Source organism: Aneurinibacillus aneurinilyticus ATCC 12856 (genome assembly GCF_000466385.1).
Classification (GTDB): Bacteria; Bacillota; Bacilli; order Aneurinibacillales; family Aneurinibacillaceae; genus Aneurinibacillus; species Aneurinibacillus aneurinilyticus.
Genome location: NZ_KE952728.1, coordinates 20132 through 45853, shown reverse-complemented (window position 1 = coordinate 45853; position 25722 = coordinate 20132). Strand labels below are relative to the sequence as shown.

Below are 25722 nucleotides of genomic sequence, written 5' to 3'. Positions count from 1 at the left end.
ATCGACACATTTTTGTGGTGGGAGGTAAGAAAAGAAGGAAGGACGGGAGCTGTTGGAAAAAGACACGCTGGCCTTTCTTCTGCTGAAGCGCAGAGCGCATCTAACCTTTTCTCTTTTCCGAATCTTCTCCTTCCAACCACGTTACCCTGTTAAAATATCAAGTGTAATTTATATACATACTTGTAGATTACTTTTGTCGATATTTTATTGATTATATCATAGTCAGTGGAGACCGATCATTCGCAGAGGGAAGGTAGAGAATAGGAAGGGGCAGTTGCGGGCATAGCATCTGTGCCGCCAGTATGAGGAAGTCTGGCGGCACTCGTATAGGTTGTCTTATATCATAATACTTCCACAATCTGTACGTCCCGCTCTACATCTAGCTTCGTAAATGATCCTTTGTCTGTTTGAATGAGAGGGCGGAGTGGTTCCTGATGGTTGTACCGTACAATTACGCCTTCCTGACCGTTCGACAGCCGTACCTTTGAACCAATATATGATTCGATCATATACGTGACGAATGGTGTCACCACAGCTGGATTCATAAGTCCGGTGAACTGGGCATTCCAGAGCACGGCAGCCGCATCGAATGGAGATACCTTCTCCCGGTATACCCGATCGGATACGAGGGCATCGAATTTATCCGCTACGGACACAATTTGCACGGATAAAGGAATGTTTTCATGCCGTAGACCGAATGGATAGCCTGTTCCGTTTAGACGTTCATGATGCAATAGCGCCACATCAGCGAGTGACTTGGGGAGATTAGGGAATTTACGCAGCAATGCATATCCATACTGCGTATGCTTACGCATCATTTCCCGTTCTTCATTATTAAGCGTGGCCGGTTTATTCAGAATTTCATCGGGAATCTCCAGCTTGCCGATATCATGAAAGAGTCCGGCTTCGCCTACTTCTATGCACACTTCGTCAGGAAGCCCGAGCAGACGTGCAATGAGTGCTGATAGGAGACCAACGTTGATGCTGTGGCGGTATGTGTATTCGTCTTTTCCCTTAAGTGTATGGAGCGGATGGAAAACGTGGCGATGTTCTAAAGCATGCTTGATGAGAGGAAAGAATCGGGTGAGTATCTCCTGAATGTTCGCCTGTTCACCTTCTTGGATCTTACCTAATAAGTCTTTGATACCGGAGAGTGTTTCCTTATAGATAACGGCCATTTCTAGATCATAGTTCCATGCTTCGTCGATTTGATGCAGCAGCTCTGGTGCGATGTTGTCGATGGGCTTCATTTCATATGCGGTGCCTTTGACCGCAATTTCAAAAATCCGGTTGGTGAGCAGCGAATCGATGTCTTTGGCGGTCAGCATTTTCCCTGCGCCGAGCAGGAGCGTCCCTCGTTCATTGTATATGTCTGTGTATAGGATGCGCCCGATGAGTTCGTATGATGTGGATACCAGCCCCATGCGTTACCCTCCTTTTTTCAGAAAAAATATTCTTATTCCATTTATACCATATCCTGCCGTGTGATTTCGCCCTGAATTTCATCCTGTTTTTACCTTTAAAGCAAGCGGAGGCAGTGTTTTTGGAAACGAAGGAAATGTCACAAAAAGTTCGCAAAAGATGGTAAAAAAATGTTGGGCAAAGAAGGATTTTCAGCCGTGGAAGGGGAATATATAGATATAGATGAAAGGAGGAGTATTTATATGCAATACAACACCCGTGGTGAAAATATCGAAGTAACTCCTGCACTCCGAGACTATGTAGAGAAAAAAATCGGTCGCCTTGAGCGCTACTTTGAGAATACTTCCTCATTTTCCTGCAACGTTACGCTTCGCGTACTGCGAGGTGAACATACAGTGGAAGTGACTATTCCAATGCCGGGAGTTATCCTCCGAGCTGAAGATACGAACAGCGATATGTATGCGGCGATTGATCTGGTCGTTGAGAAATTAGAACGGCAAATCCGCAAGCATAAAACAAAAGTGAACCGCAAATACCGCCAGCAAGGCGCAGTGTTCGTGGAAGCCGATCCGTTAGCCGCCGACCACGAAGCGCAGGTGGAGGACGAAAGCGACCAGCTGGAAATTGTGAAGACAAAGCGCTTTAACCTGAAGCCGATGGATGCTGAAGAAGCCGTGCTGCAAATGGATATGCTGGGGCATAATTTCTTCGTATTCAGCAATGCGGAGACGGAAGAAGTGAACGTTGTGTACCGTCGCAAGGATGGCCGCTATGGACTGATTGAGCCGGAAAACGTGTAATCAAAATATATAAAACCGGAGAAGGCGCTCTTGAGCGCCTTTTTTGTATTGCGGTAGAAAAGGTTGCCATCTTATAGTATTTCCTATATTTCTTGTCAACCCCCTATGATACTGTTAAAATTAAAATTTAGAGCAGTCCTATTGCTCCACTAGCAAGAAGAGTGAAGATTGGAAGGGGATTGGATACCCGATGCTAGGAATAATCAAAAAAATTATAGGCGATTCCAATGAGCGTGACGTAAAAAAGCTGAATAAGCGCGTCGAAAAAATTAATGCTCTGGAACCGCAAATGCAGGCTTTAACAGACGAACAACTGCGAAATAAAACCGATGAATTCAAAGAACGGCTTGCCAAAGGCGAGACGCTGGATGATATCTTATATGAGGCGTTTGCGGTATGTCGCGAAGCCAGTCGCCGTGTTCACGGGATGCGTCACTATGACGTCCAGTTAATCGGTGGTATGGCGCTGCACGAAGGTAAAATCGCCGAGATGAGAACCGGTGAAGGGAAGACGCTCGTAGCAACGTTGCCATCGTATCTGAATGCACTCGCTGGCAAAGGCGTGCATGTTATCACGGTTAACGAATACTTAGCAGCACGCGATGCCGAAGAAATGGGACAGATCTACAATTTCCTCGGTTTGACCTGGGCGGTGAATTTGAACGGTATGTCGCCGGATGCCAAGCGTGAAGCATACGCGGCCGACATTACGTACGGAACGAACAATGAATTTGGCTTCGATTATTTGCGCGATAATATGGTGCTATATAAAGAGCAAATGGTACAGCGTCCGCTTAGCTATTGCATCGTCGATGAGGTGGACAGTATCCTGATTGATGAAGCGCGGACACCGTTGATTATCTCAGGTGAGGCAGAGAAATCGACCGAGCTTTATCATGTAGCAGCCCGTTTTGCTGTACGCTTGAAGGAAGAGGAACATTATACGATCGACATTAAGGCGAATTCCGTATCCTTGACAGAGAAAGGGGTCGCGGAAGTTGAACGTGCGTTCAATATCGAAAATTTGTATGACAATGATCATATTCTGTTGAATCACCATGTTAACATTGCGCTGAAAGCCCGTGCGCTGATGAAGCGAGATATCGATTATGTGGTGGACAACGGAGAAGTTGTCATCGTTGATGAATTTACCGGACGTCTTATGCAGGGACGCAGGTACAGCGACGGTTTGCATCAGGCGATTGAAGCGAAGGAAGGTCTGCAAGTACAGAACGAGAGCATGACGCTTGCGACGATCACTTTGCAGAATTATTTCCGCATGTATGAAAAGCTGGGCGGCATGACCGGTACAGCGAAGACAGAGGAAGAGGAGTTCCAGAAAATCTATGGCCTTCATGTGGTAGTTATCCCGACGAATAAGCCAGTTATTCGTGAGGATAAGCCAGATGCGATTTATAAAACAGAACGAGGCAAGTATCGTGCTGTAGTAGACGATGTGGAGATACATCATAAGGAAGGCCGTCCGGTGCTCGTAGGTACAACATCAATTGAGAAGTCGGAGCTTATCTCTGGCTTGTTGCGCAAAAAAGGCATCCGTCATGAAGTGCTGAACGCGAAGCAGCATGAACGTGAGGCGGAAATCGTTTCTTTGGCAGGGCAGCGTGGTGCGGTAACAATCGCAACCAACATGGCGGGCCGGGGTACGGACATTAAGCTGGGAGAAGGGGTAGCTGAAATCGGCGGCCTTCATATTATCGGTACGGAGCGTCATGAGAGCCGCCGGATCGATAACCAGTTGCGTGGACGTGCCGGCCGTCAAGGGGACCCGGGTTCCTCTCAATTTTTCATCTCATTGGAAGACGAGCTGATGCGCAAGTTCGGTTCCGAAAACATTATGGGTATGATGGATCGTCTAGGCATGGAAGAAGATATGCCGATCGAGAGCAAAATGGTGTCCCGGGCCATTGAATCGTCACAGAAGCGTGTGGAAGGTGCAAACTTCGACATGCGTCGTGTTGTTTTGCAATATGACGATGTGATGAATCAACAGCGTACGGTTATTTACAAACAACGTCGTGAAGTGCTTGAGTCTGAATCGCTGCGCGATGTGGTTATTGGTATGATTATGTCCCATGTTGAGCGCCTTATCGATGTTCATTGCCCTGATGAGGTTGTAGAGGAAGAGTGGGATCTTGAGGCGCTTATAAGTCATTGCAACGGTACATTCCTGCATGAAGGACAATTAGAAGCAAAAGATATTTGGGGCAAGGATCGCGAAGAAATCGTGGAAGTGTTCCGCGAGCTGGTTGAGCGTCTGTATGCCGAGCGTGAGCAATTAATGGATGAAGCGGAATTCCGTGAATTCGAGAAAGTTGTCGTATTGCGTGCGGTAGACAGCAAATGGATGGACCATATTGATGCGATGGATCAATTCCGTCAAGGTATCCATCTGCGGGCGTACGGTCAGACTGATCCGTTGCGTGAGTACCAGATGGAAGGCTATGAGATGTTCAATCAGATGATTGCAAGCATCGAGGAAGAGGTTGCGACATATATTATGAAAGCCAATATCGGCAACAATCTGCAGCGTCAAGAAGTAGCCAAGGGACAGGCAATTGCGCCGTCTGACTCCGGCGAACCAGCTCCGAAGAAGCCGGTCCGTCGCCAGGAACCGAAAATTGGGCGCAATGATCCGTGCTATTGCGGAAGCGGAAAAAAATATAAGAACTGCTGCGGTCAGGAGGAATAGAGCATGCCACTGACAGAAGCGAAACAGCATATGACAGCCATCGGCAAGCGATTGGCTGAAATTAGGGGGTCTCTTTGACCTCCCTGGCAAACAAAAACAAATTGCTGCGTTAGAAGAAAAGATGGCGATGCCGAATTTTTGGGACGATAACGAAGCCGCCCAGGCTGTTATCGGCGAGGTCAATGTGTTGAAAGATGCGGTTACTGCCATCCAGCAGATGGAGACGGCGTATGAGGATATCGAAGTAATGATGGACTTGTACGCCGAAGAGGAAGATGAATCACTCATCCCTGACATTGTGAAGGAGACAGAGGCATTGCAGGAGCGGTTGAACGAGTATGAGTTGCAGCTGCTGCTTAGCCAGCCGTACGACAGGAAGAATGCGATGCTTGAACTGCACCCTGGCGCAGGTGGTACAGAATCACAGGACTGGGCTGATATGCTGCTGCGCATGTATACTCGATGGGCTGAGAAGCAAGGCTTTAAGGTGGAAACGCTCGATTACTTGCCGGGTGAGGAAGCCGGGGTGAAAAGCGTCACCCTGTTAATCAAAGGACATAACGCTTATGGGTATTTAAAGGCGGAAAAAGGCGTTCACCGATTGGTGCGCATCTCTCCGTTTGACTCATCCGGACGTCGTCACACTTCGTTCGTATCGTGTGACGTCATGCCGGAGATTGACGACGATATCGAAATTGACATTAAGCCGGATGAATTGAAAATCGACACATACCGTTCCAGCGGTGCGGGCGGCCAGCACGTGAATACAACCGACTCCGCGGTACGGATTACGCATGTGCCGACAGGGGTTGTGGTGACTTGCCAAACGGAGCGCTCACAGATTAAGAACCGCGAGAGAGCGATGAAGATGCTTCGTTCCAAGCTGTATGAACGCAAAATTCAGGAGCAGGAGGAAGAGGCGGCTAAGCTGCGCGGCGAACAAAAAGAGATCGGCTGGGGCAGCCAGATTCGCTCCTACGTGTTCCATCCATACAGCATGGTGAAAGATCATCGCACAAACCACGAGACGGGAAATGTGCAGGCGGTAATGGATGGAGAGCTGACTCCGTTCATTGATGCCTATCTTCGTCAGCAGCTGGGACACACTGCACAATCATGATGGTGCGTAAGAAAAACTTGCGGGCATGTCGCCCATTGTGCGAAGCTTTCGCGCAGGCAACCGCCTTAGTTGCACTTATGCAGCTTTGTTTAGAAAAGCAACATTTGGCACATGCTTCGCAAGTTTTTTAAATAATATTCTCGGAAGAATAGATAAAAATGAATGGGTGAGTATGCGCTATTTAGACGGATAATAACGGTATACGAAACATTCGTGTTACCGTTATTTGTGCTGCTGATAGAAGGTTGGCAGACGAATGGCTCCGGCGCGGCTGGCGTATTCAATTTTACATATATCGTAAAACTTATGTTGTGGAGGAGAGGGAATGAGTACAGTTACAGAGGGAACACTCACAGAGCTTAAGCAGCACGCAAACAATATCCGTCAGGAAATCGTTAAGATGGTAGCAGCGGCCAATTCCGGACATCCTGGCGGTTCGCTGTCTGCGGCAGATATTCTGTCGGTTTTGTATTTCCATGAGATGAATGTGGGCCCGGATAAAGTCACTGATCCGGATCGTGATCGATTTGTGTTGAGTAAAGGACATGCGAGTCCGGTATTATATGCTTCACTGGCAGAGAAGGGCTACCTGCCCAAAGAGGAGCTGGCTACTTTCCGCAAAATCAATTCTCGTCTGCAAGGACACCCGAGCAAAAAGATGCTGCCAGGCGTGGAGCAGAGTACAGGTTCGCTCGGCCAGGGCCTATCGGCGGCGAACGGCATGGCATTAGCCGCACGTCTTGATAAGCGCGATTATCGTGTATATGCCCTGCTTGGTGATGGAGAAATTCAGGAAGGCATGGTGTGGGAAGCTGCTATGGCAGCCGGCCATTACAAGCTGGACAACCTGGTGGCGATTCTCGATTATAATCATCTGCAAATCGACGGTAATGTAGAAGACATCATGAATGTTGGGCCGGTTGCGGATAAATTCCGTGCGTTTAACTGGCATGTTATCGAAATCGACGGCCACAACCTGGAAGAGATTATTGCTGCTTTAGATGAAGCGAAATCAGTAAAAGGCATGCCGACATTCATCGTTGCCCATACGGTAAAAGGAAAAGGCGTATCATACATGGAGAATGCATGCGGATGGCACGGTACGGCACCGAATGCGGAGCAATTGGCACAGGCGCTTGAGGAACTGTGCGGGCAGGGGGGAGAGCAATAATGGAGAAAACAACGGTAAAAAAAATTGCGACACGTGATGCCTATGGCCAAGCTCTGGTAGAACTGGGACGTGAAAACCAGAATATCGTAGTATTGGATGCCGATTTGGCAAAATCGACGAAAACAGCGGATTTCGCTAAGGAATTTCCGGAGCGTTTTTTTGATGTGGGGATCGCCGAGGCGAATATGATTGGCATGGCGGCTGGTCTGGCAACCTGCGGCAAAATTCCATTCGCCAGCACGTTTGCTTTATTCGGTTCCTTGCGTGTAGCCGATATGATTCGCAACTCTGTATGCTATCCGAACCTGAACGTAAAAATTGCGGTCACGCATCAGGGATTGACGCTGGGCGAAGACGGCGCATCCCATCAAGCAGTAGAAGATATCGCGTTAATGCGTGCCATCCCGAATATGACGGTTATCGTTCCGGCAGATGCGACCGAAACGAAAAAGGCGATTCATGCAGCAGCGAACACATACGGTCCAATGTACATTCGGATGGGACGTCCGAGCGTACCGGTATTGTTCAGGGAGGATTATGAATTCGAGATCGGCAAAGGTGTACAAATCCGTGAAGGAAATGATGTGGCGATTATTGCGACCGGTGTTATGGTGCATATTGCTGTAGAAGCTGCTGAATTGCTGGCGCAAGAAGGTATTCAGGCACGTGTCATTAACATGGCCACCATTAAGCCAATCGATGAGGATATTATTGTAAAAGCTGCGCAGGAAACGAAAGGTATTGTGACGGCAGAAGAATGCAATATTTATGGTGGTCTTGGTGCTGCTGTGGCGGAAGTATTATGTGAGAAGCATCCGGCTAAGCTGCGCCGTGTCGGTGTAGAAGATACGTTCGGTGAGTCAGGTACGCCGGATGAGCTGCTGGAAAAATATGGTCTAACTGCCGAAAACATTGCCGCTAAAGCAAAAGAATTATTGTAATGCATAGGAAGCAGCTCCGTTGGTTTTGGCTTATGCAAGCTGATTAAAAATTGCCTCCCTTGATCATACTAAGCGTGTGACATGATTAAGGGAGGTTTTTCTTATGAAAAAATGGATGATGATAGTAAGCAGTATTCTGCTTGTGCTTGTACTGGCCGTAGGATGTGGCACAGCGAAGAAAGGAGAGGGCGGTGCAGCAGAAAAACCGGCACCGGCACAAAAGGGCGGGCAGGCTGGAGGTACGGCAGGCGGTGGAGGACAAGAAGCTCAAAAGGTCTTTCAGGCGAACTGCACTTCCTGTCATGGTCAAAATATGGAGGGCGGCGTTGGTCCAAATCTAACGAAAGTTGGTAGTAAATATAAGAGCGCTGATGAAATCAAAACGATTATCCTGAAGGGCCGGAACGGCATGCCGGGTGGGCTGGTTAGTGAAACAGACGCGAAAGCGTTAGCTGACTGGTTGATTACAAAAAAATAAGGAAAATTCACAGGCGCCTTCGCTTGTTTTTTCCACGAAAAAAGGACGTTTCTCTTGATGAAATAACAAGGGAGACGTCCTTTTATTGTTTTTTCTGGCGAAGTGCAAGAATTTAAATTCGTTCCTGAGCTTTACCGATGAGCAGTGTTTGTGCATCAAGACGCTCTTCTGACTGGATAAGCTCCTTTTTAGTAGCCATCGTATCTTTTATTTCTTTTACTTCACCATATACACTTTGTATATCACTAGACAATGCTTCGAGTCTTGCATCGGTTTCTTCCTGACAATCCAAGATAGCTTTCGTAATTTGTTGAAGCTCTTTTTGCCCGGATTCGAGTAGGTCTAGTCGCTGATTTATTTGTTTTTGTCCGGATTCGAGCGATTGCAGCTTATCTAGAATTAAATGAAGCGTTTTCTCCATCCCTTTTTTCTTCACCTTCTTTACTTGTATATATTCATTCTACCATGGCGTTTTTGACTTGTATATTCTGTTTGGGTGCAGGTTTCGAAAAATATCATTGAATTATTATTCCTTACATCGTATAATAATTCATAACTTAATTCAGACAGGAGCAAATGGAGGATTAAAACGTGAATATTTCCATTATTGGAGCAACAGGGTATAGCGGTGTGGAACTCGTTCGTCTGCTGTTAACCCACCCTGAAGCAAACATTGTAGCTGTATACTCTAATTCGCAAACCGGTAAAACGATGCAGGAAGTATATCCGCATCTCATGCATATTTTTACAGATGATCTGGCTGAAATTGATTGTGCACGTATCCGGGAAGAGGCGGACATCGTGTTCATCGCGACGCCGTCCGGTGTAAGCGGAAGGCTGGTACCGCAATTGCTCGATGGAAAGCTGAAGGTTATTGATGTATCCGGCGATTTTCGTCTTGCCACGCCAGATTTATATCAACAATGGTACGGAAAAGAGACGGCAGGGCAGGAATACATTGACAAGGCGGTTTACGGCCTTTCTGAATGGAATGCAGAAGCGATAAAAGAAACGAAGCTGCTTGCCAATCCGGGCTGTTATCCAACGGCGACGCTGTTAAGCCTGTTGCCGTTATTACAGGAAAATCTTATTGATGGCAAATCTATTATCGTAGACGCCAAATCGGGTGTCACTGGTGCGGGACGGGGCGCTTCTTTGGGCACGCATTTCTGTGAAGTGAACGAAAGCATCTCTGCCTATAAGGTTGGCAAACACCAGCATACACCGGAGATTGAACAGACGCTAACACAATTGACCGGACAGGATGTGCTACTCTCGTTTACTCCCCATCTTGTGCCGATGAATCGCGGCATTCTCACCACTTCATACGCTTCACTGAAAGACGGTGTAACCGTGGAAAAAATCGCTGGCGCTTATGCAAAGGCATATGAAGGCAAGCCGTTCGTACGGCTTCGTCCAGGAGAGTATCCAAAGACAAAAGAAGTGTATGGTTCTAATTATTGCGACATTGCCTGGCATGTTGATGAACGCACTGGTCGGGTTATCATACTTGCGGTTATCGACAATGTAGTGAAGGGAGCAGCCGGGCAGGCGGTACAAAATATGAACCTGATGTTTGGTCTTCCGGAGACAACAGGCCTTGCGTTTACACCGGTGTATCCTTAGACGACAGCCCGATGAAAAGGGGGAGAGAGAATGGAAAACCAGGTAGTTATTAAATGTGGTGGCAGTACACTGGAGGGCCTGCCAGCCTCTTTTTATACAGATATCAAGGAACTGCAAGATGAGGGAACAGCTGTTACGATTGTGCACGGCGGCGGTCCTGCTATCTCGGCGACACTGAAGCAAATGGGCATTGAGCCGCAATTTGTGGACGGATTGCGGGTGACGGATGCGGCGACATTGCAGGTGGCGCAAATGGTACTTATCGGCCAAACCAATAAGCAGATTGTCAGTCGTATTCAGGCAGCGGGGGGCCGGGCGGCTGGCATCAGTGGTATCGACGGGGCAACCATTCAGGTTGTACAGGGACCCGCACATCTTGGCTTCGTCGGAGATATTCATTGTGTGCATGGCGAGCTTATAGCAGCGCTTGGAGATGCCGGATTCATTCCTGTTATCGCCCCGCTTGGCATTGATGGTGACGGACAGATTTATAACATTAATGCAGATACAGCGGCAGGAGCAGTTGCAGGAGCAGCAGGTACAAAACGCCTGATTATGGTTACTGATGTACCTGGTGTTATGCAAGAGAAGGATGGCGTAAGGCAGGTACTGCCAGAACTTGATAAAGAAAAAATTGCGGAGCTAATTGCTGATGGAATCATTTACGGCGGTATGATTCCGAAAGTGAGGGCAGCGCTAGACGCGCTCGGTAATAACGTAGAGGAAGTATGGATTATTAACGGATATGAACCCGGCATTCTGAAAAAAGTAGCGGCCGGTGAAGCTGTAGGCACAAAAATTGTCAAGGAAGGCAAGGTGAATGCACAATGAGTCATCTGTTCCCCAATTACGGACGCTGGCCGATTCGCATCGTTAAGGGAAAGGGCAACTATTTGTGGGATGAAGCGGGCAATCGCTACCTCGATCTTGTTGCAGGCATCGCGGTTACCTCGCTTGGCAATGTGCCGTCCCAAGTAAAGGCGAAAGTACAGGAGCAGCTCGATACGCTATGGCATTGCTCGAACCTGTTTGAAATCCCGGTGCAAGAGCAAGCAGCGAAGAAGTTGACGTCATTGACATGCGGCAACCGGGCGTTTTTTTGCAACAGCGGTGCAGAGGCGAACGAAGCCGCAATTAAGCTGGCACGCAGATATATGCAGAAAATTAAACAGCAGCCCCGTTATGAAATCATTACGTTTGCGCAGTCGTTTCATGGGCGAACGTTAGCGACGCTGACCGCGACCGGTCAGGCGAAGGTAAAGGATGGATTCGATCCGCTGCCGGAAGGATTCATAACCGTACCATATAACGACAAGGAAGCACTGACGGCGGCTGTTACTGAGAAAACGTGCGCTATTATGCTGGAGCTCATACAGGGAGAAGGCGGTGTACATCCTGCATCAGTCGAGTTCGTTGACCATATTAAGGAAGCATGCGCAGAGCATGGCCTGCTGCTGATTGTCGACGAGGTGCAGACCGGTATAGGACGCACCGGCAAATGGTTCGCCTACCAGCATTATGATATTGAGCCGGATATTATTACGATGGCCAAGGGGCTTGGCAGCGGCTTTCCTATTGGCGCCATCGTCGGGAAAGAAGAGCTGGCCGAAGCGTTCGGTCCAGGCACGCATGGCACGACATTCGGCGGTAATCCGCTGGCGTGTGCGACAGCGCTGGCCACGCTGGAAACGATTGAAGATAATGACTATCTCGCCCGCGTAGAAGAGTTGGGTGCTTATTTCATAGAGAAATTGAACGGATTGGCGGAGCGCCGTGCAGACATTGTCAGCGTGCGCGGTAAAGGGCTAATGATAGGTGTAGAGCTTGTATCCGAAGCGGCACCTGTTGTTGAGAAAATGCGTGAGAGCCATATTCTACTGCTGCAGGCAGGGCCGAACGTATTGCGTCTGCTTCCGCCATTTACGATTGGGCAAGATGAGATAGACCATGCGATACAGACGCTTGAAGAAGCACTGGGTGCGGTAGCGCAGATGGTATAAGGACGGCATCCGACACAAAAGGAGTGGAAGCAATGAAAGGATATCTTGTGTTAAGTACGGGCGACGTATTTGAGGGAGAATGGTTTGGCAGCGTGCGGGACTGCACGGGAGAAGTCGTATTTAATACAGGAATGACAGGGTATCAGGAAGTTTTGTCCGACCCTTCGTATGCCGGCCAGATGATTACGTTTACGTATCCGCTTATCGGAAACTATGGAATAAATGAGCGCGATTTTGAAAGTATAAAGCCTGCATGCCGGGCATTATTAGTCGGCGATTTGTGCCAGAATCCGAGTCATTACGAATCAGATTATACTTTGTCAGAGGTTGCTGAAAGGTATGGCATCGGCGGCTTATCTGGTATTGATACGCGTGCGGTTACCCATATCGTACGTACCCATGGCGAAGTATACGGATTATTGACGACGGATCAGGAGAAGGTGGCATCATTCATCCCGCAACCGGTTCGGGATGTTGTACCAGGCGTTTCGGTAACAAGCGTTCAGGAATATGGACGAGAGGCGCAGGGGCCACATATCGTACTGATTGACTATGGCTATAAGAAATCGATATTACAAAGCCTGCTGGACGGTGGATGTCGCGTAACGGTGGTACCGTACAATGTCACACACAATCAGGTGCATGCCATCAGGCCAGACGGTGTGTTCCTGTCGAACGGTCCGGGAGATCCGAAAGAGATTACACCGTATTTAGGCGAGCTAAAAAAGATTGTAGAAAGCTATCCGACAATGGGGATCTGCCTCGGCCATCAGCTTATCTCGCTCATTTATGGCTGCGATACAGAGCGCTTGCCGTACGGTCACCGTGGCAGCAATCATCCGGTGAAAGACTTACGCACTGGGAAGGTATATATGACATCACAAAACCACGGATATGTAGTGAAAGAAGATTCCCTTTCCAAAACGCCACTTTTGCTTACGTTTAGTAACGTCAACGACAAATCTGTTGAAGGCGTGCGTCATAAGGAACTCCCTATCTGGTCCGTGCAATTCCATCCAGAAGCACATGCCGGCCCACAGGATACGGGACATTTGTTCACTGAGTTCATTCAACAATGCCAGGTTACAGGAGAGAAAAGCTATGCCTAAATTACCCGACATTACTAAAGTGCTTGTGCTCGGCTCCGGTCCGATTGTTATCGGGCAGGCGGCCGAATTCGATTACGCCGGTGCTCAGGCCTGCTTGGCCTTGCGCGAAGAGGGCGTAGAAGTTATTCTGGTCAACAATAATCCGGCTACCATCATGACGGATGATGAAGTGGCAGATCGCATATACATGGAGCCGCTGACAGTAGAGTCGGTGGAGAAAATCATTGCCAAGGAGCGTCCGGACGGTGTTCTGCCGACGCTTGGTGGTCAGACGGGGCTTAACCTGGCAGTTGAGCTATCTAAAGCAGGCGTGCTTGCGAAGTATAACGTGAAGCTGCTTGGCACACCGCTTGATACGATTATCCGGGGAGAGGACCGCGAAGAGTTCAAAAAGATGATGCAGGAAATCGGGGAGCCGATTCCAGAGAGTGAGACGGTGACGACTGTAGACGCCGCGGTCGCATTCGCAAATAAAATCGGCTATCCGGTTATCGTGCGTCCCGCCTATACGCTTGGCGGCGCTGGTGGGGGCTTCGCGAATAATGAAGAAGAACTGCGTATCGTAGCAAAGCGAGGTCTACACGCAAGCCCGATTAGCCAGGTATTAATTGAGAGAAGCATTAAAGGCTGGAAAGAGATTGAATATGAAGTTATGCGCGACGCGAATGATACGTGCATTATTGTATGCAATATGGAGAACTTCGATCCGGTTGGTGTGCATACAGGGGATTCTATCGTTGTAGCGCCTTCGCAGACATTGACGGATCGCCAGTATCAGATGCTGCGTTTTGTAGCCTGCAAGGTTATTCGTGCTCTTGGTGTCGTAGGCGGCTGTAATATTCAATATGCGCTTGACCCCTATAGCGACAAATACTACTTGATTGAAGTTAACCCGCGTGTAAGCCGTTCTTCGGCGCTTGCATCGAAAGCGACCGGTTATCCGATTGCACGTACGGCAGCCAAGCTGGCGCTCGGTTATCACCTTGATGAGGTAGTGAACCCGATTACCGGTTACACGTATGCCAGCTTTGAGCCGGCGATTGATTATGTCGTAGCCAAAATTCCACGCTGGCCGTTCGATAAATTCCCTCATGCAGACCGCAAGCTTGGTACGCAGATGAAAGCAACCGGTGAAGTGATGTCGATAGATCGTACGCTCGAAGGAGCGCTCTTGAAAGGCATTCGTTCCCTGGAAATCGGTGTGCAGCATCTGGAGCTGCCATATGTAAAAGATGCAAGTGAAGAAGAGATGGAAAACGAGCTTGTACAGGCGACCGATCAGCGTATTTTTTATATTGCCGAGGCGTTGCGTCGCGGCATGGGTGTAGAGGAGCTGCATAAGAAAACCGAAATCGACCGCTTCTTCCTCAATGCGCTGGCCCGGATTATCGAGCTTGAAAATATAATGAAGGAAGCGCGCTGGCGCAAGATGACGCCTGAATTATTAAAGGAAGCAAAGCTGCGCGGCTTCGCGGATAGTATGATTGCAAGCCTGTGTGGCGTAAGCTTCGAAGAAGTGCGTGCCCGTCTGAAGGAGTGGGGCATAAGCCCGGCTTATAAGCTAGTAGATACGTGTGCGGCCGAATTCGTCGCATCCACTCCTTATTATTATTCAACATGGCAGGGACGCGACGAGGTACCGGTTGCTATGGACGGCAAAAAAGTGCTTGTTCTTGGTTCCGGTCCGATCCGTATCGGTCAGGGAATCGAATTCGACTATTGTTCTGTTCACGCGGCAAAAGCGCTGCGCAAGCAGGGCATCTCTGCCGTTATCATTAACAACAATCCGGAGACAGTTTCTACGGACTACAATACGGCGGATCAACTGTACTTCGAGCCGCTGGCGTTAGAAGATGTATTAAATGTAATTGAAAAAGAGCAGGTAGATGGCGTTATGGTGCAGTTCGGCGGCCAGACTGCGATTAATCTGGCAGATAAGCTGAAGAAGGCCGGTGTGCATGTTTATGGTACATCGGTAGAGGCTATCGATATGGTAGAAGACCGCGAACTGTTCTATCAGATGCTGCGTAAGCTGAATATCCCGCACATTCCGGGAGAAGGGGTAAACAGTCAGCAAGGTACACACCTTGTCGCAGAAGAACTGGGCTATCCGGTGCTTATCCGTCCATCTTACGTTATTGGTGGACGTGGAATGGCAGTGATTCACAATCCGGAAGAGCTTGATCAGTATTTTGCGGACTGGAACCGATATACTTCATCAAGCGCGCTGTTTCCGTTATTAATTGACAAGTATGTATCCGGTATGGAAGTGGAAGTCGATGCGATTTGCGATGGTGAGGATATCCTCATACCGGGAATCTTCCAGCATATTGAGCGGGCTGGTGTGCATTCCGGTGATAGTATGGCGATTTTCCCATCGCCGCACCTGACCGATGCGCAGCGTGAGGAGATCGGGCATAGCGCCGCGTTGATTGCGAAAGAAATGAAGGCATGTGGGCTCATTAACATTCAGCTTGTTATTGATACGGAAGGCACCATTTATGTATTAGAGGTAAATCCGCGTGCGTCCCGTACGGTACCGATCGTTAGTAAAGTAACCGGAGTGCCGATGGTAGCACTGGCGACACGGGCACAAGTAGGTGAGAAGCTTAAGGATATGGGCTATGGTACCGGCATTTTGCCGCGTATTCCGTTCTATGCTGTAAAAGGTCCGGTATTCTCCACAATTAAGCTAAACGGTGTGGACCCTGCTCTTGGACCGGAGATGAAATCGACAGGCGAGGTCATCGGTTTGAGTTATTCGGTGGGAGAAGCGATTGCGAAGGCGATTGCCTGGAAGGAAGGTATATGCGATTGGCTAGAAGCGGGCGATACCATTCTGCTGTCGCTCTCTGAACAGGACAAGAAACAATTTATCCCGCATATTCAAGCGCTAAAAGAATTGGATATAAACATTATCGCTACACCGGGTACAGCAACGCTATTGCAAGAAAACGGAGTAAGTGTACAAGAGATTGTAGAAACGCAGGAGCGCGTAAAAGCGATCTGTGGGGAATGCGACGTAAAAGCGTTCGTGAATACGCCAACGCTTGGCAATAAGCGCGGAAGACTGGGCTTTGAACTCCGCCAACTGTCGCTATCGCTTAATATTCCATGTTTTACATTCCTGGATACCTTCGCTTCATACCTTGAGGTGCATGGCTATAAAGAAGGTGACGCGGTTGACCTGGGGGAATATCTGCTGGGGGCGAAACGAAAGGAGCTAGTTAAATAATGATAGCAGTAGATCAATTGAAGGGAAAAGATTTTCTTTGTCTCTCCGATTATTCAAAAGAAGAAATTCTGTATTTGCTCGATTTGGCTGCAAAGCTGAAAGAGGAGCAAAAACAGGGCATTCCACATCCGCACCTGCAAGGCAAAACCCTGGGAATGATTTTCGATAAAGCCTCGACCCGTACGCGTGTCTCCTTCGAAGTAGGAATGTACCAATTAGGTGGCATGGCAATGTTCATGAGTGGCCGTGACCTGCAAATTGGCCGTGGTGAACCGATTTCGGATACGGCGCAAGTACTGTCCCGCTATATTGACGGGATTATGATCCGTACGTTTTCGGATGCGATGGTGAAAGAACTGGCAGAATATGCATCGATTCCGATTATTAACGGATTGACCGACCTGCAACACCCATGTCAGGTTATGGCAGATTTCCAGACAATTATCGAACATAAGGGCAAACTGGAAGGGCTGAAGCTGGCATATGTAGGCGACGGCAACAACATGACGCATTCGCTTATGATCGGTGCCGCAAAAGTCGGTATGGAGGTAGCGGTAGCTTCACCGGAAGGCTATCAGCCGGACGCGGGTGTAACAGAGATGACGCGTGCATTTGCCGATGAGACCGGTGTGAATGTATTGGTGACGACCGACCCGGCGGAAGCGGTAGCGGAAGCCGACATTGTGTATACCGACGTATGGGCAAGCATGGGGCAGGAAGCAGAACAGCAGGAACGTTTGCAGAAGTTTGCCGGATTTGAAGTGAATGAGGCGCTAATGCGGAAGGCGAGACCAGATGCACTCTTTATGCACTGTCTTCCGGCGCATCGTGGAGAAGAAGTGTCTGCAGATGTTATTGATGGACCGCGTTCTGTTGTATTCGACCAATCGGAGAATCGCCTGCACGCGCAGAAAGCTATTCTGGTTGCGGTGATGAAATAATATAAAACATATAGAATCAGGGCACCCCCGTATTCGATAGAACAGGGGGTGCCCTGCTATTGTCCTGGCTTTTCGCTTTTGTAATGATGAACAGAATATTATTGAGGTGGACGAGGAACTTTTGTCGGTCTTTTAACGGCCTTCATTTCTTTTTTTACATTACTAAGCTCAATCTCAAAGTAATCAAGGCGATGATGCAGCGACTTCAACTCATCGAGCACTTCATGCAGCAGAGCGCGGTTTTCACGTTGATATTCCTCCTGAGGATCAAGGCGGGTCGGTACCCGTTCCATGCTATAACGTATGTGCGTTTTAACCTTTACTGCAAACGAAACGGCATACCTGTCCCCGGTTGTTTCCTCCATCGCGTCCTCGAGAACCTGCTTTAGGCGCGTTTCCAGCCATTGACGTGTAAATTCGTTTTCTGCATTAATCGTAATTGTTTTCTTTTTAGCATCGAACCGTTGAACGGTCAGGCCGTTAATCCATGTTTCAAAGCTGGAGCGGGACATCCTTTTTTGCAGCAGTTCCAGCGTATCCTTCCATATTTCTTCTATCGTTTTCATAAGCGTTTCGGCCTCGCTTCTGTTATTTTCTATACATATCGGTTGAAACCTCATTGTATTGAAAGAAAGTGAAGGAAAAGGTAGAAAAGTCGTGAGAAACAGAGTAAGACTTATCGATATTGTCCTATCCATATCTTTTATTGCGTCCATCCTTTTAGGTGCAGACAACTAATGGAAAGATTGTCTGGTCCTAGGCCTTTATATTTTTTTCTGGCCTTATATCTCTAGCATATGTCCGCCCATCAAATTCACATATGTTATAGAGGTTTTACATTTTTTTGGATATGATGAAATAAAGGTTGGATTATCATAAGACATACTTTGCCCATGCTGTAATAGAGTTGAAGAAAGGGATGAACAGCCATGTGGAAACCAATTCCAAACGAAGAACTTGAAAAGAGAAAAGTGCCGATAGCACAATTGCATGCCTCAACACCTCCTGAAGCCTTCCCGTGTGAAACGACGGAGCAGGTTGAACCACTGAAGGAAGGAATCATTGGACAAGACCGTGCTGTACATGCGATGGAATTTGGTCTGAAGATAAGAAAGGCAGGCTATAATTTGTATGTGGCAGGGCCTCCAGGTACCGGAAAGGCTACCTATACCCAGGCCAAAGCAAAGCAGGCGGCCAAGGGGAAACCGATGCCTGAGGACTGGTGCTATGTATATAATTTTTCGTATCCTGATCATCCGCTTGCGCTGTCATTTCCGGCAGGTGAGGGAAAAGAATTCAAGATGCGTATGGATACACTGTTGCAGGACATCGAACGGGAAATCAGGAAAACATTTGCTGGAGAAGAGTATCAGAAAAGCCGCCGCGAGCGGATGCAAGACTTTGAAAAGAAGGCCCAGGAACGGTGGAAGGAACTGGACGAGCTTGCACGTGAGCTGAATTTTTCGCTGGAGCGTACGGGCGAAGGCGGTATTGCGACGATTCCTCTGTTATTCGGTAAGCCAATTAGCAACGAAGAATTCAGTCGGTTGCCCGAGGTGTCGCGTCAGGAGATTAAAGAGAAGAGTAAACGTTTGGAACAACACGTTAGCGAATCTGTGAGACAGATTCAATTGTTGGAAAAAGAAGTTGAGCAGGAGATTACTCAGCTCGATAAGGAATCGGTCCGTCAGGCGCTGACCCCATTGTTTCAACCGATGATTGATGTCTATACAGATGAGAAGGTGCAAAAATATCTTCGAGAGTATGAAGAAGATGTGGCTCAGAATCATGGTTTTTTTAAAGAAGAAACTGGCGAAGTTAATCCAATGGCCCGTCTGCTGCAGCGTAATGAAGAGAATAATTTGTTGCGCTATAAAGTGAACCTGCTTGTAGATAATGATAAACTATCAGGAGCACCGGTTGTATTTGAGAGTAATCCTACGTATTACAATTTGTTCGGTCGAGTAGAATATCGCAGTACGTTTGGTACGATGACGACGGATTTCACGATGATTAAGCCGGGTGCGCTACACATGGCAAACGGTGGATACTTACTCGTACAGATTGCGGAGTTGTTGCGCAATCCCCTATCCTGGCATGTGCTGAAGCGGATGCTAAAAACCGGAAGCATACGTATTGAGAACGCATCGGAAGAGCACGGATTGGTTGCGACAAGCAGTCTGAAACCAGAAGCAATTCCGCTGGATGTAAAAGTTATTCTGCTTGGAAGCCCACATATTCATCATGTGTTGTCAGAATTGGATGAAGACTTTCCGAAGCTGTTTAAGGTAAAAGTTGAATTCGACACGGATATGAGGAAAGGTGAACGGCATTATCATGAATTTGCCGCATTCGTCCGAAGCTATTGCGAAAAAGAGAAGCTGCTTCCATTTCACCGTTCCGCCTTGGCAGCGCTACTGGACTATGGTACGCGACTGGCAGGCGATCAACGCAAGCTGACAACGAACTTTCATAATCTTTCTCGTTTGCTGGTGGAAGCGAGCTTCTGGGCGGAAGAAGCGAGCGCATCTATTGTGATGGCGGAGCATGTCCGCCAGGCGCTCGAAGAGCAGGAGTACCGTGCCAATCACATGGATGAGAAGCTGCGGGAACTTATCGAAGAAGGAACGATTATGGTCGATGTTGATGGAGAGAAGGTGGGCCAGATTAATGGATTAGCTGTGCTGCAGACAGGCGATTATGCATTTGGTCAGCCGCATCGAATTACCGCACGTACATTTATCGGACGCCAGGGGATTATTAATATTGAACGTGAAACATCGCTGAGTGGGCAGTTCCACCATAAGGGATTGCTTATTTTGAGCGGATATCTGGCAGGAAATTTTGCACAGGATAAGCCGTTGCCGTTGTCAGCAAGTATTACATTTGAACAGACGTACAGTCGAATTGATGGAGATAGCGCCTCCAGCACCGAATTGTATGCCCTTCTGTCTTCCCTTTCGGATATTCCGATTCGACAGGGGATTGCTGTTACAGGTTCAGTTAATCAGTTCGGTGAAATTCAGCCAATCGGTGGTGTAAATGAAAAGATCGAAGGCTTTTTCATGGTGTGCCAGGCGCTCGGCTTAAATGGGGAGCAGGGTGTTATCATTCCGCATCAAAACGTCAAAAACTTGATGTTGCGTCCAGAAGTCGTCGAAGCGGTTCGTGCCGGACAATTTCATATTTGGCAGGTGCGTACCATTGAGGAAGGGATTGAAATCTTGACCGGTGTGTGTGCCGGAACTTCCGACAAACGCGATGGGTATGAGCAGGGAACATTGTTTGGAGAAGTTAGCAGACGCCTTGCACAGATGTTCTCTTCCATTAAAGAAGACACAGCCGATCTGGTTATTGACGTGGACGCTCAGGCTATGCAGAAGCTTATCGAATCTGAAAAAGAAGAAAAGAGCTGATGGACCAGACGTAAGTTTTTCTCTGTCACACAATCTTTTTTTAAAAAAGGTATTGAATTTTTATTAATAAAGATGCATAATGTTGCATAGAAAATAAATTGTGTGCGAGACACGAAGGGAAGGATTTACATTATGGCAAAAGAAAAAGTGGTTTTGGCCTATTCAGGCGGTTTAGATACATCTGTAGCAATTAAATGGCTTCAAGAAACATATAATTATGACGTTATCGCGGTAGCGCTGGACGTCGGCGAAGGCAAAGACCTCGATTTTGTCCGCGATAAGGCTCTGCAAGTTGGAGCGATTAAATCATATGTAGTAGATGCCAAGGATTTGTTTGCTGATGAATTTGTTTTGCCAGCATTGAAAGCAAACGCTATGTACGAAGGCAAATATCCGGTTGTATCTGCGCTATCTCGACCACTAATCTCTAAAGTGCTCGTAGACATTGCACAAGAAGAGGGGGCTGTAGCTGTAGCGCATGGTTGCACGGGTAAAGGAAATGATCAGGTGCGTTTTGACGTTTCTATCACGGCGTTGAATCCGGATCTCAAAATCGTGGCACCAGTACGTGAATGGGGTATGAGCCGCGATGAAGAGATTAAATATGCGGAAGAACACAATATTCCAATCCCGGTTAATCTGGATAATCCGTATAGTATTGACCAGAACTTGTGGGGACGTGCATGTGAGTGTGGCGAGCTGGAAAATCCATGGAATGAACCGCCGAAGGGCGCGTATGACCTGACGAACCACCTTGAAGATACGCCGGATGTACCGGAAGAAATCGAAATCGAATTCGTTCAAGGTAAGCCGGTTGCGTTGAATGGTCAGCAAATGAAGCTATCGGAAATGATTCTTGAACTTAATGAAATCGCGGGCAAGCATGGAGTGGGCCGTATCGACCATGTGGAGAATCGTCTGGTCGGAATCAAATCGCGTGAAGTGTATGAAGCCCCAGGTGCCATTACGCTTATTCTGGCACATCGTGAGCTGGAGTTCTTAACACAGCCACGTGAAGTGGCGCAATTCAAGCCGATTGTAGAACAAAAAATCTCCCAGGTCATTTATGAAGGTCTGTGGTTCTCGCCTATTATGGATGCATTACACGCATTCGTGGAAGAAACGCAAAAGTTCGTAACAGGTACTATTCGCGTAAAGCTGTTCAAAGGCCATGCTATCGTAGTCGGAAGAAAATCGGCTTCGTCTCTGTATGATGAGAATCTGGCTACGTATGGAACAGAAGATACATTTGACCATCAAGCAGCTATCGGTTTTGTTAAGCTATGGGGTTTGCAGACAAAAGTTTTCGTACAAACGAACAAAGAACAGTTGGATCATACGCCAAAGGCGGTTGTAATTGATAAAAAAGAAGCGATCAAGCAAGCGTAATCGCATAGAACGGAAAAAGCAGTCAGAGAGGAGGGAGGCGTTCTCCTGTCCGGGATGCCGGAAGGGGGAACGCCTATATTCATGAAGTTATGGGGCGGCAGGTTCACCAAAGCAACGGATAAACTCGTAGAAGAATACACAGCATCCATCCAGTTCGATCAACAATTGTGGAGAGAGGACATTACCGGAAGTCTAGCGCATGTATCGATGCTCGGTAAGTGTGGCATCATTAGCGAAGAAGAAGCATCAACTATCGCGGACGGACTTAAGCGGGTCGCCGCTTTGATCGAAGCAGGAGATGTCGAGTTTACCATAGAAAATGAAGATGTACATATGAATGTTGAAAGATTGCTGCTTGAGCAGGTCGGGGCCGTCGGAGGCAAATTGCACACCGGACGTAGCCGTAATGATCAGGTAGCTACTGACATGCATTTGTATCTTCGAGCACGCGTCGTCGAAATCGTTGACCTGGTTGCCAAAGTGCAGGAAGCGCTATTGGAGCAAGCGCAAGCTAATACGGATACGATTCTCCCTGGCTATACGCATTTGCAACGTGCGCAGCCTATCCTGTTTGCCCATCATCTGATGGCTTACTACTCTATGTTGCAGCGTGATGCGGAACGGTTGATGGATAGCTGGAAACGCATCAATATTCTGCCGTTGGGCGCGGGCGCACTAGCAGGTACGACATTTCCAATCGATCGCGAATATGTAGCTGAATTACTTAAATTCGATGCGGTTTATACGAACAGCCTGGATGCGGTTAGTGACCGTGATTTTATTGTTGAATTCTTATCGAATGCATCGCTGCTCATGGCGCATCTATCACGTTTGTGTGAAGAGTTTATTCTGTGGATGAGCGATGAGTTTGACTTTGTGGAATTGGATGACGCATTTTGTACGGGTTCGAGCATTATGCCGCAGAAGAAAAATCCGGATGTTGCTGAGCTTGTTCGCGGCAAAACGGGACGTGTATATGGGAACCTTGTCGGCCTCTTGACCGTTCTGAAAGGTTTACCGCTGGCATATAACAAAGATATGCAAGAGGATAAAGAAGGTATGTTCGATACAGTTGCAACTTTGCATGGCGCATTGTCTTTGTTTGCACCGATGATCCGTACAATGAAGGTGAAGAAAGACAATATGCGTCAAGCTGTAGCGCGGGATTTCTCCAATGCAACCGATTTGGCAGACTATCTCGTCGGCAAAGGATTGCCGTTTCGTCAGGCGCATGAAGTGGTCGGAAAAAGCGTACTGTACTGTATTGAGCAAGGAAAATACCTACTTGATCTGAGCCTGGATGAATACAAACAGTTCTCCGAGCTGTTTGAAGCGGATATTTATACGGCTCTTGACCCCGAGAATGTCGTTAATGCCCGGAACGTACTGGGCGGTACGGCAAAAAATCAGGTGGAAATTCAGGTAGCGAATGCAGCTGTTTCGCTTACGCATACACAGCAATGGGTTGAAGATCACTTGCAAAGAATCGACGTTCACCTTCTGTAAAACGGAAAAAATGAAAGTATATGAGAGAAATAAAGATTATCATTGAGTTCATCCCCTTTTATAAAGAAGGGGATGTTTTTTTGCAGGAAAATTGTCGAAAATAATGTGCTATAATTCATGCGTTTTGCTCGACAAGTGGTATAATAGAAAAGGTGTTTATTGTTGAATGGTGTCATTTCCACGGAAATAATAGAAAAAAATTGTAGTTTGGGTGATGTGTTTGATAGAAATGCAGGATGTATGGAAAACGTATCCGAACGGAACCGTAGCACTCCAGGGAATTGACGTCCATATTAAAGGCGGCGAATTCGTTTATGTCGTCGGTCCAAGCGGTGCCGGAAAATCGACGTTTATTAAGTTGATGTACCGCGAAGAGAAGCCGACGAAAGGAGAAATCGTTATCAATGGCTCTCACATTAGCCGATTGAAAGAGCGATACATTCCTCATATGCGACGTAAGATTGGTGTCGTATTTCAGGACTTTAAGCTGCTTCCGAAGCTCACAGTCTATGAAAACGTCGCATTTGCTATGGAAGTTATCGAAGCGTCAAAGAAGGAGATCAAGCCGCGTGTAATGGAAGTGCTTGAGCTTGTAAGGCTTAAACATAAAGCACGTTCGTTACCGGACCAGCTATCTGGCGGGGAGCAACAACGCGTGGCAATTGCCCGTGCGATTGTAAACAATCCGGATTTAATTATTGCGGATGAGCCAACCGGTAATCTGGACCCGGAAACATCGATGGATATTATGGAAACGTTGCTTGATATCAACAAGCGGGGTACGACCGTTATTATGGCAACCCATAACAAAGAAATCGTAAACAATGTTCGCAAGCGCGTAATTGCCATTGAAGCGGGACGGATCGCACGGGACGAGCAGAAGGGGGAATACGGCTATGAAGACTAGCACGATTACCCGTCATCTGCGAGAAGGGTTCAAGAATCTGGGCCGGAACGGCTGGATGACATTTGCTTCAGTGAGTGCAGTTACGATTACGCTGTTAATTCTCGGCGTCTTTTTATTGTTGGCAATGAATATTCAGCACCTTGTCCAGACCGTAGAGAAGCAGGTTGAGATTCGCGTTTCACTTGACGTAACGGCTGATCAGGCTACGGTGAAAAAGGTAGAAGGCGAGCTTAAAAAATTGTCTGATGCGGCTGAAGTGACGTTTATTCCCAAAGCGGAAGGTCTTCAGAACTTGAAAAAAAGCTTTGGTGAGAAAGGCGTATTGTTCAATGGACTGGAAAAAGAGAATCCGTTGCCTGACTCGTTTATCGTCAAGGCAAAAACGCCTCAGCAAACCGGATCATTGGCTCAAAAGATTCAGAAAGTCAACGGTGTGAAGAAGGTTAACTACGCTGAGCAGACAACGAAAAAACTATTTGCGATAACCGATGTTGTCCGTTTGGTTATCATTGCATTTATTATCGCATTGGCGTTTACTGCTATGTTCTTAATTGCCAACACGATTAAACTGACGATCGTAGCGCGTCGCCATGAAATTGAGATTATGAAGCTGGTCGGTGCAACCAATGGATTTATCCGTTGGCCTTTCTTTGTTGAGGGTGCTTTGATGGGGATTCTTGGTGCATTATTACCGATCGCCATTTTAACTTTTGGATACGCATATTTAACAGATTTCGTCGAGCAGCAGCTCGCGCTCTACTTCTTAAATCTGTTACCGATGTATCCACTTGCCTTACAGATTTCCCTTATACTTCTTGGCATTGGTGCGTTCATCGGTGTGTGGGGAAGTTTAATGTCCGTACGACGGTTTTTGCGCATATAAAGTAAAACTCCTATCAGCGGGGGCTTTACCCCTCGTTGATGGTTAGTTTTACTTATCGGGGTCTTAGG

At 47.6% G+C, this 25722-nt stretch carries 20 protein-coding genes; 17 read left to right on the top strand and 3 right to left on the bottom strand.

Features of this window, described 5'->3' with window-relative positions; translation table 11 throughout:
* Positions 1-341 precede the first annotated feature (341 nt).
* Positions 342-1424 (bottom strand): HD-GYP domain-containing protein, encoded by a 1083-nt coding sequence (locus HMPREF0083_RS06430; protein WP_021620346.1) that lies wholly within the window; start codon positions 1422-1424, stop codon positions 342-344.
* Positions 1425-1664: 240 nt separating this feature from the next.
* Here HMPREF0083_RS06430 and hpf point away from each other — a divergent pair, with 240 nt between their 5' ends.
* The 6 genes from hpf (at position 1665) to HMPREF0083_RS06400 (ending at position 8642) form a co-directional block, all read left to right on the top strand.
* Positions 1665-2222, top strand: coding sequence for a ribosome hibernation-promoting factor, HPF/YfiA family (gene hpf / locus HMPREF0083_RS06425; protein ID WP_040301735.1), 558 nt, complete (start codon positions 1665-1667; stop codon positions 2220-2222).
* A gap of 190 nt (positions 2223-2412) precedes the next feature.
* Positions 2413-4932, top strand: a complete 2520-nt coding sequence (gene secA, locus HMPREF0083_RS06420; RefSeq protein WP_021620343.1) for a preprotein translocase subunit SecA — start codon at positions 2413-2415, stop codon at positions 4930-4932.
* 3 nt (positions 4933-4935) lie between these two features.
* Positions 4936-6052 (top strand): peptide chain release factor 2 gene (prfB, locus tag HMPREF0083_RS06415; protein ID WP_187374790.1). Its coding sequence is split into 2 segments (ribosomal slippage): positions 4936-5007 and positions 5009-6052, totalling 1116 coding nucleotides; the frame shifts between segments, so codons are not numbered across the junction.
* Between the two features lie 325 nt (positions 6053-6377).
* Positions 6378-7223 (top strand): transketolase, encoded by an 846-nt coding sequence (locus HMPREF0083_RS06410; protein WP_021620340.1) that lies wholly within the window; start codon positions 6378-6380, stop codon positions 7221-7223.
* Entirely contained in the window at positions 7223-8164 is a 942-nt protein-coding gene (locus HMPREF0083_RS06405; protein ID WP_021620339.1) for a transketolase family protein, read from the top strand. Before HMPREF0083_RS06410 ends, HMPREF0083_RS06405 begins: the two co-directional genes overlap by 1 nt.
* Before the next feature lie 103 nt (positions 8165-8267).
* Positions 8268-8642 carry a c-type cytochrome gene (locus tag HMPREF0083_RS06400; protein ID WP_021620338.1) on the top strand — a complete coding sequence of 125 codons (375 nt, stop codon included), beginning with the start codon at positions 8268-8270 and terminating at the stop codon, positions 8640-8642.
* Between the two features lie 112 nt (positions 8643-8754).
* On the opposite strand, the gene HMPREF0083_RS06395 is transcribed toward HMPREF0083_RS06400, so the two are convergent.
* Positions 8755-9063 (bottom strand): hypothetical protein, encoded by a 309-nt coding sequence (locus tag HMPREF0083_RS06395; RefSeq protein ID WP_040301714.1) that lies wholly within the window; start codon positions 9061-9063, stop codon positions 8755-8757.
* A 170-nt stretch (positions 9064-9233) separates the two neighbouring features.
* On the opposite strand from HMPREF0083_RS06395, the gene argC reads away from it, so the two are divergent.
* The 6 genes from argC to argF are packed head-to-tail and all read left to right on the top strand — an operon-like array spanning position 9234 to position 17553.
* Positions 9234-10268, top strand: coding sequence for an N-acetyl-gamma-glutamyl-phosphate reductase (argC, locus tag HMPREF0083_RS06390; protein ID WP_021620335.1), 1035 nt, complete (start codon positions 9234-9236; stop codon positions 10266-10268).
* Positions 10269-10298: 30 nt separating this feature from the next.
* Entirely contained in the window at positions 10299-11099 is an 801-nt protein-coding gene (gene argB / locus HMPREF0083_RS06385; protein ID WP_021620334.1) for an acetylglutamate kinase, read from the top strand.
* A complete protein-coding gene (locus tag HMPREF0083_RS06380; RefSeq protein WP_021620333.1) occupies positions 11096-12268 on the top strand; it encodes an acetylornithine transaminase in 1173 nt (390 codons plus the stop codon). The genes argB and HMPREF0083_RS06380 overlap by 4 nt, the downstream gene beginning before the upstream one ends.
* Before the next feature lie 32 nt (positions 12269-12300).
* Entirely contained in the window at positions 12301-13377 is a 1077-nt protein-coding gene (locus HMPREF0083_RS06375; RefSeq protein WP_021620332.1) for a carbamoyl phosphate synthase small subunit, read from the top strand.
* On the top strand, positions 13370-16612 hold the full coding sequence (gene carB, locus HMPREF0083_RS06370) for a carbamoyl-phosphate synthase (glutamine-hydrolyzing) large subunit (protein WP_021620331.1): 3243 nt from the start codon (positions 13370-13372) through the stop codon (positions 16610-16612). Before HMPREF0083_RS06375 ends, carB begins: the two co-directional genes overlap by 8 nt.
* Positions 16612-17553 (top strand): ornithine carbamoyltransferase, encoded by a 942-nt coding sequence (gene argF / locus HMPREF0083_RS06365; protein ID WP_021620330.1) that lies wholly within the window; start codon positions 16612-16614, stop codon positions 17551-17553. Before carB ends, argF begins: the two co-directional genes overlap by 1 nt.
* A gap of 98 nt (positions 17554-17651) precedes the next feature.
* Here argF and HMPREF0083_RS06360 read toward each other — a convergent pair whose 3' ends face one another.
* Entirely contained in the window at positions 17652-18119 is a 468-nt protein-coding gene (locus tag HMPREF0083_RS06360; RefSeq protein ID WP_040301712.1) for a DnaA N-terminal domain-containing protein, read from the bottom strand.
* Positions 18120-18482: 363 nt separating this feature from the next.
* Here HMPREF0083_RS06360 and HMPREF0083_RS06355 point away from each other — a divergent pair, with 363 nt between their 5' ends.
* The 5 genes from HMPREF0083_RS06355 to ftsX all read left to right on the top strand — a co-directional run bounded on the left by HMPREF0083_RS06355 (position 18483) and on the right by ftsX (position 25654).
* On the top strand, positions 18483-20969 hold the full coding sequence (locus HMPREF0083_RS06355; protein ID WP_021620327.1) for a Lon protease family protein: 2487 nt from the start codon (positions 18483-18485) through the stop codon (positions 20967-20969).
* A 132-nt stretch (positions 20970-21101) separates the two neighbouring features.
* Entirely contained in the window at positions 21102-22358 is a 1257-nt protein-coding gene (locus HMPREF0083_RS06350; RefSeq protein WP_021620326.1) for an argininosuccinate synthase, read from the top strand.
* Positions 22359-22439: 81 nt separating this feature from the next.
* Complete coding sequence (gene argH, locus HMPREF0083_RS06345; protein ID WP_040301731.1) at positions 22440-23864, top strand: argininosuccinate lyase; 1425 nt, start codon at positions 22440-22442, stop codon at positions 23862-23864.
* Positions 23865-24084: 220 nt separating this feature from the next.
* Positions 24085-24771, top strand: coding sequence for a cell division ATP-binding protein FtsE (gene ftsE / locus HMPREF0083_RS06340; protein ID WP_040301710.1), 687 nt, complete (start codon positions 24085-24087; stop codon positions 24769-24771).
* A complete protein-coding gene (gene ftsX, locus HMPREF0083_RS06335; RefSeq protein ID WP_021620322.1) occupies positions 24761-25654 on the top strand; it encodes a permease-like cell division protein FtsX in 894 nt (297 codons plus the stop codon). The genes ftsE and ftsX overlap by 11 nt, the downstream gene beginning before the upstream one ends.
* Positions 25655-25722 lie beyond the last annotated feature (68 nt).